This is a genomic window from Bacillus sp. BF2-3, from assembly GCF_008368795.1.
Lineage (GTDB): Bacteria > Bacillota > Bacilli > Bacillales > Bacillaceae_G > Bacillus_A > Bacillus_A cereus.
The window spans coordinates 107,674-120,626 of the sequence record NZ_QOSA01000006.1; the positions used below are offsets into that span (position 1 = coordinate 107,674).

The following is a 12,953-nucleotide window of genomic DNA, read 5'->3' on the forward strand; positions in this document are numbered from 1 at the left end:
AATTATTTAATACTGTTCCCATCAAATACAAAGCGAATATCATACGAAGCATTATAATTAATAATTGGAATATTAATTTTCACCTTGCCATTTAGTTTTTTTGACAAGTCAGCAACTTCAAATTCTACAACTCTAGTATTATCTTTTTTATTTTCACTTAACACGGTTGTTTCTACAAATTGACCATCTTTTTCTACTTGGAAACTTTTAATAGAAGCACTATCTTTCACTTTAAATGAAACATATTGTTTTCCATTTTTAACTGTTAATGTTGCTGGGCTTTCAAAATAACTATTCATTCTAGACGATTCATCTTTATCGCCTTTCCATACAGTAAAAGCAATATTATATTTTCCATCAGCTAGTTTTGTAGCAGCCTTTGCATCTTGTAAACCTAGTGTTGCGATAAATGTAAATAAAACAGCAAATACGGCAATAATCATTTTAAATTGTTTAAACATATATTCATCACCCTTCAAAAGATTTATTTACTCAATTTCACTTTACGAATTAAGAAAGCACCTGAAATAAGAATTAACACTGCAAACAATCCAATACGTGCTTCATCGCCTGTTTTTGGGTTATCTGTTTTTTCAGCTTTTCCATTTTCATTTTTTGTTTCTTTATTCACTTCTTTAGCTGTTTCCTTACTCTCTACTTTTGTTTTCTCTTCTTTTACTTGTGTATCTGTTTTCGCTTGATCATTATTTTTTGTTGTAGCAGCTACGCCATTATCGCCACCTACAGCTTTTACATTTGCATCAAAAGCAAAACGAATTGTGTAGTGGTGGTCATAGTTTGCACTTGGTACAACAACATGAATTTTTACAGCTGCCGGTTTGGATAAATCATCTACTTTAAACTCTACTGTTCTTTTATCTGCCGATTCATCTTTATTAACAACTTTCGCATCAACAAAATTTCCGTTCTCTGGTGCTTTAAATTCTGTAATCCAAGCACTATGATTCATCGGAACTTGTACTCTCATCTCACCGTTTTTCACTATTAATTTTGCCGGCTTTTCAAAATAGTCATTTGCCATTGAAGCTGAATCATTTTCCGCTTTTTGAATTACGTAATTAATATCGTAAGTACCATCAGCTAGTTTTGCTGAAGCATTCCCGTATGGCATTACAAGAAAAGCTAGCATACATACGAACGTTATAATAAAAGCGGGTAATACAGAAACCTTTTTCATTTTTTTTGTTTCCTCCTTGGTTATCTTTCATTTCACTTTTCCCGAAAATGATAATTATTCTCAATTCATAAGAAAAAAATAATCTCTTCTACCTATTATTTAATTAGCATTCTTTTATGTAACATAAGCATTATTGATTATCATTCTCATTTAATATTAAAAATAATATCTCACCCTATTCCTTATACGAAGGCATAGAAACTGAGAAAAAATTATAAAACGTATTTATTGATTATCATTCTCAATGTAAGTCAAAAAAATAAATTTTCTCTTCTCCTCTTCTTTCACCTCTTCCCATAACAACACTATAGTTATAGAAACCCCGTTTCCCTCACTTCCCTTCCAATATTTCCACAACTAAGTCAATCTTAGCCTACTCATAAATTTTTTGTCAACTATATTACGTATAAAATTTTTAATATCTAAATTTCTCTATATGCGGCTTTTTTTACAAAAAAAGAGACTTTCTATTATAGAAAGCCTCTTTTCTCTATTTTTCTACAGCAATTTCCTGCTTTTGAAACTTAGAAACTATATAACCAAATCCTATACCGATTATACCTGGAACTAACCAACCAATTCCTACACTATATAATGGAATCTTATCTAAAATAGGTGCTAGCGCTGCAATTTGAAGGTTTGCATTGTGTAACCCATCAAAGAAACTTATTGCAAATGCTCCTACAATCCCGCCCACATACATCGCTAATGGAAGACGAACGTAGTTTTCAACAAGTGATAATACGATAAGTACGATTCCAATTGGATAAATTGCGATTAAGATTGGTAATGCTAATGCATTTAACTGAGTTAACCCAAGGTTTGCTACCATAAATGCTAATACACAGAAAATGAAAACGACTTTTTGATAAGAAAGCTTTGGTAATAAGGAAGAGAAGTAATCACCACAAGCTGCAACAATACCTACAGAAGTTGTTAAACATGCTGCTGTAATTGCGATCCCTAGTAATAAAGTTCCGTAGCTACCAAATAAATGATTCACGACATTTGTTAAAATAATTCCTCCGTTTGCGCCCATTCCAAGTGACACACTAGAAGCTCCAAGATAAGCAAGTGCTAAATACACAAGTAGTAGACCAAGCGCTGCAATAAATCCTGCAAAGATTGTTACTTTTGCAATACTGTTTTTATTTGTAATGCCTTTTTCTTTTAACGCATGAATTACAACATTTCCGAATACCAGTGCCGCAAGTCCATCTAAAGTTAAATATCCATCAATAAATCCTTTAAAGAGAGGAGCACTATACGCTTCTGTCGGTGCACCAAATTCTCCAATTGGTGTAATAAGTGCTTTACCTACGATAATTGCAATAACAGCTAATAATATTGGAGTTAGCACTTTACCAATACGACCCACTAATTTCGAAGGATTTAAAGCTAAATAGAAAGTGACTGCAAAGAAAATAAGTGTAAAGATAACAAGTGGATATGACTGACCAGCTATCTCACTTGGTAAAAACGGTGCAATACTCATCTCATAAGCTACTGTTCCTGTACGCGGCACACTTACGAATACGCCTAAACATAAATAAATTGCAGTGATAAAAACAAGTGCGAATATAGGATGTACACGTCCTGCTAGCTCATTAATATCTCCCTTTAAAGCTATAACAATTACTCCTAATAAAGGTAGTCCAACGCCTGTTACGATAAAACCAAACAACGCAATCCATACGTCTGTTCCAGCGCCTTGTCCTAATGCTGGTGGAAAAATCATATTACCCGCACCAAAAAACAGTGCAAATAACATTAAACTTATTGCAAACATCTCTGAAAACTTTAAAGATGATTTCATTTCTACTAACCTCCTAAAATAATAAATTAACAAAATATTCTGAATTAAAATCCGTCACATATCCTCTTTCAAGCATACTTCCCCGTAAAAGAACGCAAAAAACACCCGTCCCTAATAAAGGGACGAGTGTTGAAATCGTGGTTCCACCCTTATTCTAATAAAATGAATTTATAACGAAATAAGCTCATTTTATAGCTCGTGTAAATTGATAACGGTTTTATCCGCCAAGAATTACAATGCATCATGTATGCAGTTCACTCTTGAAGTTTAGAGGTGGTAAGCTTGTCTTTTCGTATTAGGAAGCTCACAGCCTAAGGCTTCCCTCTCTGAGAATCGTAAAATACAACTCATGTCCTCATCATTACTTTTATAAAATATCTTGTCGAAACTTGTTGTTTTTTATTATATGGGCTATTTTTTAAAAAATCAATAGTTTTATTTTTTCTGACAAAAAAATATAGGGAGAAAATTTTTCCTCCCTATAACTGCCCTATTAAAATTTCTAACTCTTCAGCTGTAACGCTCCGCCACTTTCCAACTTCAAGCTCATTTAGCTCTATATTCATAATGCGTACTCGCTTTAGCTTTATTACAGTAAATCCGAAAGCACGACTCATTCTACGAATTTGCCTGTTCATTCCTTGCGTTAAAACGATACGAAATGTTGATTGATCGACTCTTGTCACTTTGCACGGCTTCGTCATTCCATCTTTAATATTTACACCGCGGGACATCTCATCAATAAACCAGTCCGTAAAAGGTTTATCGACTGTGACAACATATTCTTTCTCGTGCTCATGATCACCATGTAAAATTTGATTCGCAATGCCGCCGTCATTCGTTAATAAAATAAGTCCTTCTGATGCTTTATCTAATCGCCCAACTGGAAAGATTCGCTCTGGGTAATTGATATAATCAATAATATTATCTTCAATATGATCGGCTGCTGTACAAGTAATTCCGACTGGTTTATGAAATGCGATATACACTTTTTCTTTCTCTTCTTTTACAATAACTTGCCCATCAATCGTTACCCTATCACCATCGCTTACGAGTGCACCGTGCGTACATATTTCGCCGTTAATAGCCACGCGTCCAGCTTTAATGAGACGATCTGTTTCACGTCTGGAGCATAATTTTGCTTCGCTTATGTATTGGTTGATTTTCATGTTCTATTCCTTTTCACATATATTAAAAGCGTCAATCTATGGCAATATCATTCTGCCACGATTGACGCTTTTTCACTTCGCAAAAACAACTAAATAAATAACCCCAATCACCAAAAATATTCCACAACAAGCTAACAATACTTTTGCAAGTTTGTCCATAAACATATAATGGTTTCCCCTTTGTTTCGTTGTTTTCTATTTTAATTCGACAACTGTTACGCCTAGGCCTCCCTCGCCCATGTCACCGTAACGGAAGGTTTTTACACCGCGATGCTTCTTCAAGTAATCTTGTACACCTTGGCGAAGTGCTCCTGTCCCTTTACCGTGAATGATTGATACGCGAGGATAGCTTGCAAGCTGGGCATCGTCTAAGTATTTCTCAACGCGCGCCATTGCATTTTCAAATCGTTCACCACGAAGATCAAGTTCTAATGAAACGTGATAGTCTCTACCTTTTACCGTTGCAACTGCTTTTTTCTCTGTTTGCTTCGGTGTGTTAATGTATTCCATATTAGATTCTTTCACTTTCATCTTCAGAATACCGATTTGTACGCTCCACTCTGTATCGCTTACTTTTTCAAGTAGTTGACCTTTTTGACCGAACGTTAATACTTTCACTTCATCACCTGCACGTAACTGTTGTTTCGGTGCAGTATTTTTCACATTTACTTTTTGTTTCTTAACAAGCTTTGGCGCTGCGCCTTCTAGACGACTCTTCGCTTCAATTAGCTCGTGGTCTTTCACATTTGCAAGCTGTGCTTTACGCAATTGACGAAGTTCTTGAATAATGCCTTCTGCTTCTTTCTTTGCAGCTTCGACTTTTTCTTCTCCTTCTTTTTGCGCTTTTAATAATCGTTCATCACGATCTTCGTTAAATTCAATGATTTGACGTTGTAATTCACGATGCAGTTTTTCAGATTGTTTGCGAAGCGCTTCTGCTTCGTTCCAGTCACGCTCTGCGTTCTTCTGGCTTTCTTCTAACTTCGCAATCATATTTTCAATTTTATTCGTATCTGTACTAATGTGATTGCGTGCTTGCTCAATAACGCGATCAGATAATCCAAGACGTTTCGAAATTTCAAAGGCATTACTACGGCCTGGTACACCGATTAATAATTTATAAGTTGGACTTAATGTATTTACATCAAACTCAACACTCGCATTAATAACTTGCTCACGGTTATATCCGTATGCTTTTAATTCTGGATAATGCGTCGTTGCAACAACGCGAGCACCGCGATTACATACTTCATCTAAAATTGAAATGGCAAGTGCAGCCCCTTCCTGTGGGTCTGTTCCAGCACCTAATTCATCGAATAAAACTAAGCTTTCAAAATCAGCTTTTTCTAAAATATCAACGATGTTCACCATATGTGAGGAGAACGTACTTAAACTCTGTTCAATCGATTGCTCATCACCGATATCAGCAAAGATATTTTTGAATACACAAATCTCTGACTCATCCATTACTGGAATGTGAAGGCCAGATTGCGCCATTAACACACAAATACCAACTGTTTTCAGCGTAACTGTTTTACCACCTGTATTCGGTCCTGTAATAACAATTGTCGTGAAATCTTTCCCTAACATAATGTTATTTGGCACGATTATTTCTGGATCGATAAGCGGATGGCGTGCTTGTCTTAAGTCCATGTAACGCTCGTTATTTACAATCGGCTTTGTCGCTTTAATTCGCTTCGCATAAAAAGCTTTCGCAAAGATGAAATCAAGATTTGCAACTACTTCTACGTTTGATAAAACGATATCCGCTTCTACTGCCACTTCTTCTGTTAACATTAATAAGATGCGTTCGATTTCTTGTTTTTCTTTCACACGTGCTTCTTGCAGTGCATTATTTAATTCTACAATGACTTGTGGCTCAATAAATAACGTTTGTCCAGAAGCCGATTGATCGTGAACAATACCACCATATACGCCGCGATATTCTTGTTTTACTGGGATTACGTAACGTTCGTTACGAATCGTTACAATCGAATCAGACAGCATCTTTTGCGCGTTTGAAGAGCGCGTCATATTTTCTAACTTTTCACGAATACGACTTTCCGCAGTACGAATTTGAGTACGAATACCACGCAGTTTATCACTTGCGCTATCGACTACTTCACCGCCGTCACCGATGCAATTTGTAATTTTCTTTTCTAAATCATATAAAGATACAATTTGAGCGACGTGAGTTTCTAAAATCGGAAGCTCGACACCGTTATCAGCCATATCTTCAATGAAGCGTTTCATATTACGACTACCATACATCGTATTTGCAATATCAAGTAATTCATTTGGACTTAACATACTCCCAATTTTTGCACGCTTCACATTTGAGCGAATATCCGTAATACCACCTAATGGTGCACTACCTTTTAAACGAATAACTTTCGCTGCTTCATCCGTTGTATCTTGCATTTCTACAATTTCTTCAAAATCAGTGCTCGGCACTAAATGCTTCACTTTGTCACGACCAAGTGAAGATGCTGTATGTTCAAGTAATTGTTCTTTTACTTTATTGTATTCTAATACACGCAACGTTCTTTCTAACATGTTGCAGGTCCCCCTTGTATTACTTATTACGTTTAATATAGTCTAATAAACGTTCAATATCCCACGTGTTAATCACGTTATCTTTTTGAATCCAACCTTTACGTGCTGCTGCTACACCTGTTTCCATATCTTCTAACATTTCAAGCGTATGAGCATCCGTATTAATCGCTACTTTCACACCAGCATCTTGTGCTTGTTTTAATAATTTCGCGCTTAAATCTAGACGGTTCGGATTCGCATTTAATTCTAAAACTGTATTTGTCTCTTTTGCTAGTTCAATTAATAAATCTGTATCTACATCATAACCCTCACGACGCCCGAGAAGACGTCCTGTAGGATGGGCAATCATTGTGACATGTTTATTCTCAAGTGCAGTACGTAGACGCTTCATAATCGTTTCACGGTCTTGTGAGAAGCTAGAGTGAATCGCTCCAATGACATAATCTAATTCTGCTAATACTTCATCATCAAAATCAAGCGAGGCATCTGGTAAAATGTCCATTTCAATTCCGCGTAAAATTGTAATGTCTGGATACTTTTCATTCATACGTTCAATTTCTTTCGCTTGCTCACGAAGACGCTCTTTCGTTAAACCGTTCGCCACTTTTAAGTATTGCGAGTGATCAGTAATCGCCATAAACTTATATCCACGAGCACGGCACGCTTGTACCATTTCTTCAATAGAAAAAGCACCGTCACTCCAAGTTGTATGCATATGTAAATCACCTTGTATATCGGAAAACTGAATTAAGTTCGGATACTCTTTAATTAATTCAATTTCTTTTCCATCTTCACGCACTTCTGGCGGAATAAATGGCAAACCGAAATGAGCAAAGAAGTCTTCTTCAGTCTCAAATGTTTTCACTTCACCTGTTTCCAAGTTCTCTACACCGTACTCACTAATTTTCTCGCCTTTATCTTTTGCGATTTGACGCATTTTTACGTTATGATCTTTTGATCCTGTGAAATGGTGAAGAGTTGTAATAAACTCTTCTGGTTTTACTAAACGGAAATCAATTGAAATATCATATTCATATTGCAGACGGACAGAAACTTTCGTATCTCCACTTGCTATTACTTCAATCATATTATCAAATTGTAGTAAATGCTCACGTACCGCTGCTGGTTCTGTCGTTGCAATGATAAAATCTAAATCTTTCACTGTTTCACGAACACGGCGCAAACTACCAGCGCGAGAGAAACGAATTACTTCAGCAATATTCGACAATTTCTCCTCTATTTCCCCGGCAATAGGCAATACCATCGCAATTGGTAAACGCTCTGGACGAGAGCCTACTTGATCGATTGCTTCTAATATTTTCTCTTCTGTCTTCTTACCGAAACCAGCTAAAGCTTGTACTTTATTTTCCTCACAAGCAGCTTTTAACGTCTCCATATCAATAACGCCTAGCTCTTTATATAACTTAGCCACCTTTTTACCACCAAGACCTGGTAGTTTTAATAACGGCAATAAGCTACTTGGTACTTCTTTTTCAAGTTCTTGTAATACTTCAGATGTTCCCGATTCTATATATTCTTGTATAACGGCTGCTGTTCCTTTTCCGATTCCTGGAATCTTTGTGAAATCTTCAATTTCAGAAAGACTACGATCGTCACTTTCTAATGCTGCTGCCGCTTTACGAAATGCAGATATTTTAAATGGATTCGCACCCTTTAGTTCCATAAAAAGCCCGATTGTCTCTAATAATTTGATCACTTGTTTTTTATTTACTTTCATCATTGCCCCGCCTTTCTTTCATAGAAAAAAACTTCTCTTTCCGAAAAAAGAGAAGTTATACTCTGCTACCTGTCTGCCATAGTTCCTTCACCTTTTCAGATAGAATCGGTGTATCGTCTACAATTATTTTGCTAATTGATGATTTTTGTAATGGTGTTTGTACTTGTTCAATCGGAAGAATATTTCCAATGATAATTAAGACAAACAAAATAATATATACTTCTAAAAATCCGAGGATTGCCCCCGCAAACGCATTTACTTGCTTTAAAACCGGTATTTCTGCAAACATATTTAACAAATTACCAAGTAATGAAAGTGCAATTTTAGTGATAATAAACAATATGATAAACGCAAGCGCTTGATAAAATACTGTCTCAATATTATTTGCATCAATCCATTCTGGAACAGATACGTTTTTATCAAATGGATACGGAATAAATTTCGCAAGTGCTGGCGCTAAATCTTTACAGTACCAGTATGCAACAAGGTATGCGATAATAAAGCTTGTTAACTTTACAAGTTGCAGAATAAACCCTCTGCGTAAGCCGAGGAAAAATCCCATAACAAGCAGTAAAATGATAATAATATCAATCATGTTATTCCATTCCTTTTTTTGTCATACTTTCTTTCAATTTCTCATGTTCTTCTTTTAATTTTATGTAATCGTGTATGACGTTTACCGCCGTCAATACCGCTAGTCTACTCGTGTCAAGCGAAGGATTCTTGGCATTGAGTTCGCGCATTTTATCATCCACAATCGCTGCTACCATGCGGATATGACTTGTACTTTCATCGCCAACAACTGAATATTGCTGACCATAGATTTCTACATTAATTCGACTTTTCTTTCCCTTTTGTTGTGACAACTCACCGGCCTCCAATCACGTACAGAATCCTAAAGTTTATCATACCATGAACCTTCATAATATGGAAACAGAAAGAACAATCCGATATGATAAAAATAACAATATAAAAAAAGGGGCGACCATTATGTCAAATTCTATCGTAATTCAAACAAATTCTACAGTAATTGAAGACATGAAACAACAATATAAACATTCGCTTAGCCCAAAAACTCCGCAAGGCGGGATCTTCATGGCAAAGGTACCATCTTGCACGATTACAGCGTATAAATCTGGAAAAGTAATGTTCCAAGGAGGCCGCGCTGAAGCAGAAGCTTCTCGTTGGCAAACTGTCTCTCAAACACCGAAAACAGCTGTAAAAAAATCTGTCGATTCCCATCGTTATGCGCCTCCTGCTTCCATCGGTACAATGTCTATTGTAGGGTCTGATGAAGTTGGTACGGGAGATTTCTTTGGACCGATGACAGTCGTTGCTGTATATGTGGATGCAAAGCAAATTCCACTACTAAAAGAACTTGGTGTAAAAGACTCTAAAAACTTAAATGACGATCAAATTACTGCCATTGCGAAACAACTTCTACACGTTGTTCCTTATAGCTCTCTTGTCCTTCATAACGAAAAATATAACGAGCTATTTGATAAAGGAAACAACCAAGGTAAGTTAAAAGCCTTGCTACACAATAAAGCTATTACAAACTTATTAGCTAAAATGGCACCTACAAAACCTGAAGGCGTCTTAATCGACCAATTCACACAACCTGATACATACTACAAATATTTAGCAAAACAAAAACAGGTACAGCGTGAAAATGTTTATTTCGCAACGAAAGGCGAAAGCGTCCATTTAGCTGTAGCCGCTGCCTCCATTTTAGCTCGTTACTCATTCGTAAAACAATTTGATGAACTAAGTAAAAAAGCTGGTATGCCGCTGCCAAAAGGTGCCGGTAAACAAGTTGATATCGCCGCTGCTAAATTAATTCAAAAGCTTGGTAAAGAACGATTACCTGAGTTTGTGAAACTGCATTTCGCTAATACGGAGAAGGCGCTTCGCTTATTAAGATAGTATCGACAAAAACAGGAGCCTACAAACTCCTGTTTTTTGTTTCACCCTACTATTGTCCTTATAGTTTTGTTACAATTATAATATACAGATTATTCTAACATAGGAGGGGATCCCCATTGCTACTTCTACAAATGATTCTAAATATTTTACTAGGCGATCCACACGAAAGGCAGTTTGAAATTAGGGAAAATATTCAGCTACTAAGTGAACAACGAGCGTTCAACGATCTAATAGAGCGTTATGGTCGCTCTTTCTTATTAAACTTTCGGATTCGAAGATTTATCGGGAAACACGATGCTCGCTCGTTAATACATAATCCAGCAAAACTACAACACTTCTGTGAGGAACTTGAATGTATGATTAGAAAAAGGAGGTTTTTCATATGAACGCTGTAAAAGTTAAAAAGATATTATATGTTTTCGTACACCTCGTAGGCCCACTTTCTTACTTCACTATTTCTACCATTTGAGGAGCTTTTTTCACTACTAAATCCACATTCGAAAATATATCTGATAATCTTGGCGTGATGGCCATCTATTACGTGTTCATGAGTTTACTGTGGTTTTTCTATTTAGATCGATTAGGCAAAGACATAAATAAGATTACAAAAGAAATTAACGATAAGAAGATGTAATACATGAAAAAAGGAGAGTCGCCAAGACTCTCCTTTTTTATGTTAGCTTCGTTTCTGCTTCTTATTTGATGAAGGTACTTTATGTGAACCTGTTTCATGTGTCGTCGTTCCTTGTCCTTCTACTTCTGGAGAACCTAGGCCCGATCTTGAATGATCTTTTTTCACTTTTTTACTCATTTATATTCACCCCTTCGCGTTACTTTTTGCTACAGGGTAATAAACTATGCAAAAGAAAAAGCGAGAGGAAATCCTCTCGCTTTTTTCACATTTTAGAACTCAGAAGAACCTGGAGTTCTTGGGAATGGAATTACGTCACGGATGTTAGCCATGCCAGTGATGTACATTAGGAAGCGCTCGAAACCTAGACCGAATCCAGCGTGTTTTGTACCGCCGTATTTTCTAAGTTCTAAGTACCACCAGTAATCCTCTTCGTTCATACCTAATTCTTTAATTCTGTCTACTAAAACGTCCATTCTTTCTTCACGTTGGCTTCCGCCGATTAATTCGCCGATGCCAGGAACTAGAAGGTCAGTAGCAGCTACTGTTTTACCGTCTTCATTTAAACGCATGTAGAATGCTTTAATGTCTTTCGGATAGTCAGTTACGAATACAGGGCGTTTGAAGATTTCTTCTGATAAGTATCTTTCGTGCTCTGTTTGTAAGTCAATTCCCCATTCTACTGGGTATTTGAAATCAGCACCTGATTCTTGAAGCACTTTAATTGCTTCTGTATAAGTGATGCGACCGAAGTCAGAGTTAATTACGTTGTTCATGCGCTCAAGAACTGTTTTATCAACGAAGCTGTTGAAGAATTCCATTTCTTCTGGTGCATGCTCTAATACGTATTTCATTGCATATTTCAGCATATCTTCTGTAAGGTTCATTACGTCCCCTAGTTCAGCGAATGCAATCTCAGGCTCAACCATCCAGAACTCAGCAGCGTGGCGAGTTGTGTTTGAGTTTTCCGCACGGAATGTAGGTCCGAATGTGTATACATCACGGAATGCTAATGCATAAGCTTCAGCGTTCAGCTGTCCACTTACTGTTAAGTTTGTTTCTTTACCGAAGAAGTCTTTTGACTCATCAACTTTTCCGTCTTCACCTTTTGGTAGGTTATTTAAATCTTGCGTTGTTACGCGGAACATTTCGCCAGCACCTTCTGTATCACTACCAGTGATGATAGGTGTATGAACATGTACGAATCCACGCTCTTGGAAGAATTGGTGAATCGCAAATGCTGCGATAGAACGTACGCGGAACGTTGCAGAGAATGCATTTGTTCTTGGACGTAAGTGAGCGATTGTACGTAAGTATTCAAATGTATGACGCTTCTTTTGAAGTGGGTAATCAGAATCTGATAAGCCCTCGATATCAATTTTTTCTGCTTTAATTTCAAATGGTTGCTTCGCTCCAGGCGTTGCAATTACTTTACCTTCTACTTTAACTGAAGAGCTAAGTGGAAGTTTTGCAATTTCTTTGAAGTTCTCTAATTCTGTATCGAAAACGATTTGAACGCTTTTGAAGAAGCTACCGTCGTTTAATTCGATGAAACCAAATGCTTTTGAATCACGTAAGTTACGAATCCACCCTGATACTTGTACTGTTTGATCTGCATACTTTTCTGTATCTCTATACAGACTTTTTACTAATGTGTTTTCCATAGTGAAATTCTCCTTTGCTCATATATTTAAATACAAAAAAACCTTTCATCCATAAAGGGACGAAAGGTTAAACTTCGCGGTACCACCCAATTTGTCATAAAGACCAACTTTAACTCGTATGTAATACATACTTCCCGGTTTGTAACAGGCCGGATTCCCGTCTAAGTCTACTCTTGAATACAAGATTCAATTTCGGTTAGCAACTCCAAGGTGTTCTTCACATATACCGCCTCATCAGGCTCTCACCGTCCCTGA

The 12,953-nt window shown here is 36.7% G+C and carries 12 protein-coding genes, 1 pseudogene and 2 other annotated features (1 of these 15 running past the window's edge); of the genes and pseudogenes, 3 read left to right on the plus strand and 10 right to left on the minus strand.

The annotated features are described in order from the left end of the window. Window positions 1-2: 2 nt before the first annotated feature. From DN401_RS06175 to zapA, 8 genes are all read right to left on the minus strand, one after another. The gene (locus DN401_RS06175; protein WP_000476164.1) at window positions 3-461 is read right to left on the minus strand and encodes an NEAT domain-containing protein; all 459 of its coding nucleotides are present in this window, start codon (window positions 459-461) and stop codon (window positions 3-5) included. A gap of 23 nt (window positions 462-484) precedes the next feature. Then, window positions 485-1,198 carry a heme uptake protein IsdC gene (isdC, locus tag DN401_RS06180; protein WP_000757944.1) on the minus strand — a complete coding sequence of 238 codons (714 nt, stop codon included), beginning with the start codon at window positions 1,196-1,198 and terminating at the stop codon, window positions 485-487. 490 nt (window positions 1,199-1,688) lie between these two features. Then, the gene (gene brnQ6 / locus DN401_RS06185; protein ID WP_000842635.1) at window positions 1,689-3,014 is read right to left on the minus strand and encodes a branched-chain amino acid transport system II carrier protein BrnQ6; all 1,326 of its coding nucleotides are present in this window, start codon (window positions 3,012-3,014) and stop codon (window positions 1,689-1,691) included. Window positions 3,015-3,129: 115 nt separating this feature from the next. Next, window positions 3,130-3,385 (minus strand) — a binding site (T-box leader). A gap of 108 nt (window positions 3,386-3,493) precedes the next feature. Then, complete coding sequence (locus DN401_RS06190; protein ID WP_100655343.1) at window positions 3,494-4,183, minus strand: 23S rRNA pseudouridine(2604) synthase RluF; 690 nt, start codon at window positions 4,181-4,183, stop codon at window positions 3,494-3,496. A gap of 195 nt (window positions 4,184-4,378) precedes the next feature. After that, window positions 4,379-6,739, minus strand: a complete 2,361-nt coding sequence (locus tag DN401_RS06195; protein WP_100655344.1) for an endonuclease MutS2 — start codon at window positions 6,737-6,739, stop codon at window positions 4,379-4,381. Between the two features lie 19 nt (window positions 6,740-6,758). Then, on the minus strand, window positions 6,759-8,477 hold the full coding sequence (gene polX / locus DN401_RS06200) for a DNA polymerase/3'-5' exonuclease PolX (protein ID WP_000867515.1): 1,719 nt from the start codon (window positions 8,475-8,477) through the stop codon (window positions 6,759-6,761). Window positions 8,478-8,532: 55 nt separating this feature from the next. Continuing rightward, on the minus strand, window positions 8,533-9,072 hold the full coding sequence (locus DN401_RS06205; protein WP_000565409.1) for a CvpA family protein: 540 nt from the start codon (window positions 9,070-9,072) through the stop codon (window positions 8,533-8,535). Window position 9,073: 1 nt separating this feature from the next. Beyond that, a complete protein-coding gene (zapA, locus tag DN401_RS06210; protein WP_000082701.1) occupies window positions 9,074-9,343 on the minus strand; it encodes a cell division protein ZapA in 270 nt (89 codons plus the stop codon). Window positions 9,344-9,467: 124 nt separating this feature from the next. Between zapA and rnhC the strand changes: the two genes are divergently transcribed. From rnhC to DN401_RS06225, 3 genes and pseudogenes are all read left to right on the plus strand, one after another. Then, complete coding sequence (gene rnhC / locus DN401_RS06215; protein WP_000071591.1) at window positions 9,468-10,403, plus strand: ribonuclease HIII; 936 nt, start codon at window positions 9,468-9,470, stop codon at window positions 10,401-10,403. Between the two features lie 116 nt (window positions 10,404-10,519). Next, the gene (locus DN401_RS06220; RefSeq protein ID WP_000925539.1) at window positions 10,520-10,789 is read left to right on the plus strand and encodes a hypothetical protein; all 270 of its coding nucleotides are present in this window, start codon (window positions 10,520-10,522) and stop codon (window positions 10,787-10,789) included. Beyond that, window positions 10,786-11,037, plus strand: a pseudogene (locus DN401_RS06225) (hypothetical protein). Before DN401_RS06220 ends, DN401_RS06225 begins: the two are co-directional and overlap by 4 nt. Before the next feature lie 42 nt (window positions 11,038-11,079). Here DN401_RS06225 and DN401_RS06230 read toward each other — a convergent pair. Both DN401_RS06230 and asnS read right to left on the minus strand, forming a co-directional pair. Further along, the gene (locus DN401_RS06230) at window positions 11,080-11,214 is read right to left on the minus strand and encodes a YuzL family protein (protein WP_000039588.1); all 135 of its coding nucleotides are present in this window, start codon (window positions 11,212-11,214) and stop codon (window positions 11,080-11,082) included. A 92-nt stretch (window positions 11,215-11,306) separates the two neighbouring features. Continuing rightward, window positions 11,307-12,698: an asparagine--tRNA ligase gene (asnS, locus tag DN401_RS06235; protein ID WP_000432177.1), complete on the minus strand. Its 1,392-nt coding sequence runs from the start codon at window positions 12,696-12,698 to the stop codon at window positions 11,307-11,309. A 52-nt stretch (window positions 12,699-12,750) separates the two neighbouring features. Then, window positions 12,751-12,953: a binding site (T-box leader), on the minus strand; it runs 49 nt beyond the window's last position.

Excerpts from the sequence above, each read along its gene's own strand:
- DN401_RS06205 (WP_000565409.1), bottom strand. The coding sequence starts at position 9,072 with ATGATTGATATTATTATCATTTTACTGCTTGTTATGGGATTTTTCCTC.
- DN401_RS06195 (WP_100655344.1), bottom strand. The coding sequence starts at position 6,739 with ATGTTAGAAAGAACGTTGCGTGTATTAGAATACAATAAAGTAAAAGAA.
- brnQ6 (WP_000842635.1), bottom strand. The coding sequence starts at position 3,014 with ATGAAATCATCTTTAAAGTTTTCAGAGATGTTTGCAATAAGTTTAATG.
- DN401_RS06190 (WP_100655343.1), bottom strand. The coding sequence starts at position 4,183 with ATGAAAATCAACCAATACATAAGCGAAGCAAAATTATGCTCCAGACGT.
- DN401_RS06175 (WP_000476164.1), bottom strand. The coding sequence starts at position 461 with ATGTTTAAACAATTTAAAATGATTATTGCCGTATTTGCTGTTTTATTT.
- DN401_RS06230 (WP_000039588.1), bottom strand. The coding sequence starts at position 11,214 with ATGAGTAAAAAAGTGAAAAAAGATCATTCAAGATCGGGCCTAGGTTCT.
- asnS (WP_000432177.1), bottom strand. The coding sequence starts at position 12,698 with ATGGAAAACACATTAGTAAAAAGTCTGTATAGAGATACAGAAAAGTAT.
- isdC (WP_000757944.1), bottom strand. The coding sequence starts at position 1,198 with ATGAAAAAGGTTTCTGTATTACCCGCTTTTATTATAACGTTCGTATGT.
- polX (WP_000867515.1), bottom strand. The coding sequence starts at position 8,477 with ATGAAAGTAAATAAAAAACAAGTGATCAAATTATTAGAGACAATCGGG.
- rnhC (WP_000071591.1), top strand. The coding sequence starts at position 9,468 with ATGTCAAATTCTATCGTAATTCAAACAAATTCTACAGTAATTGAAGAC.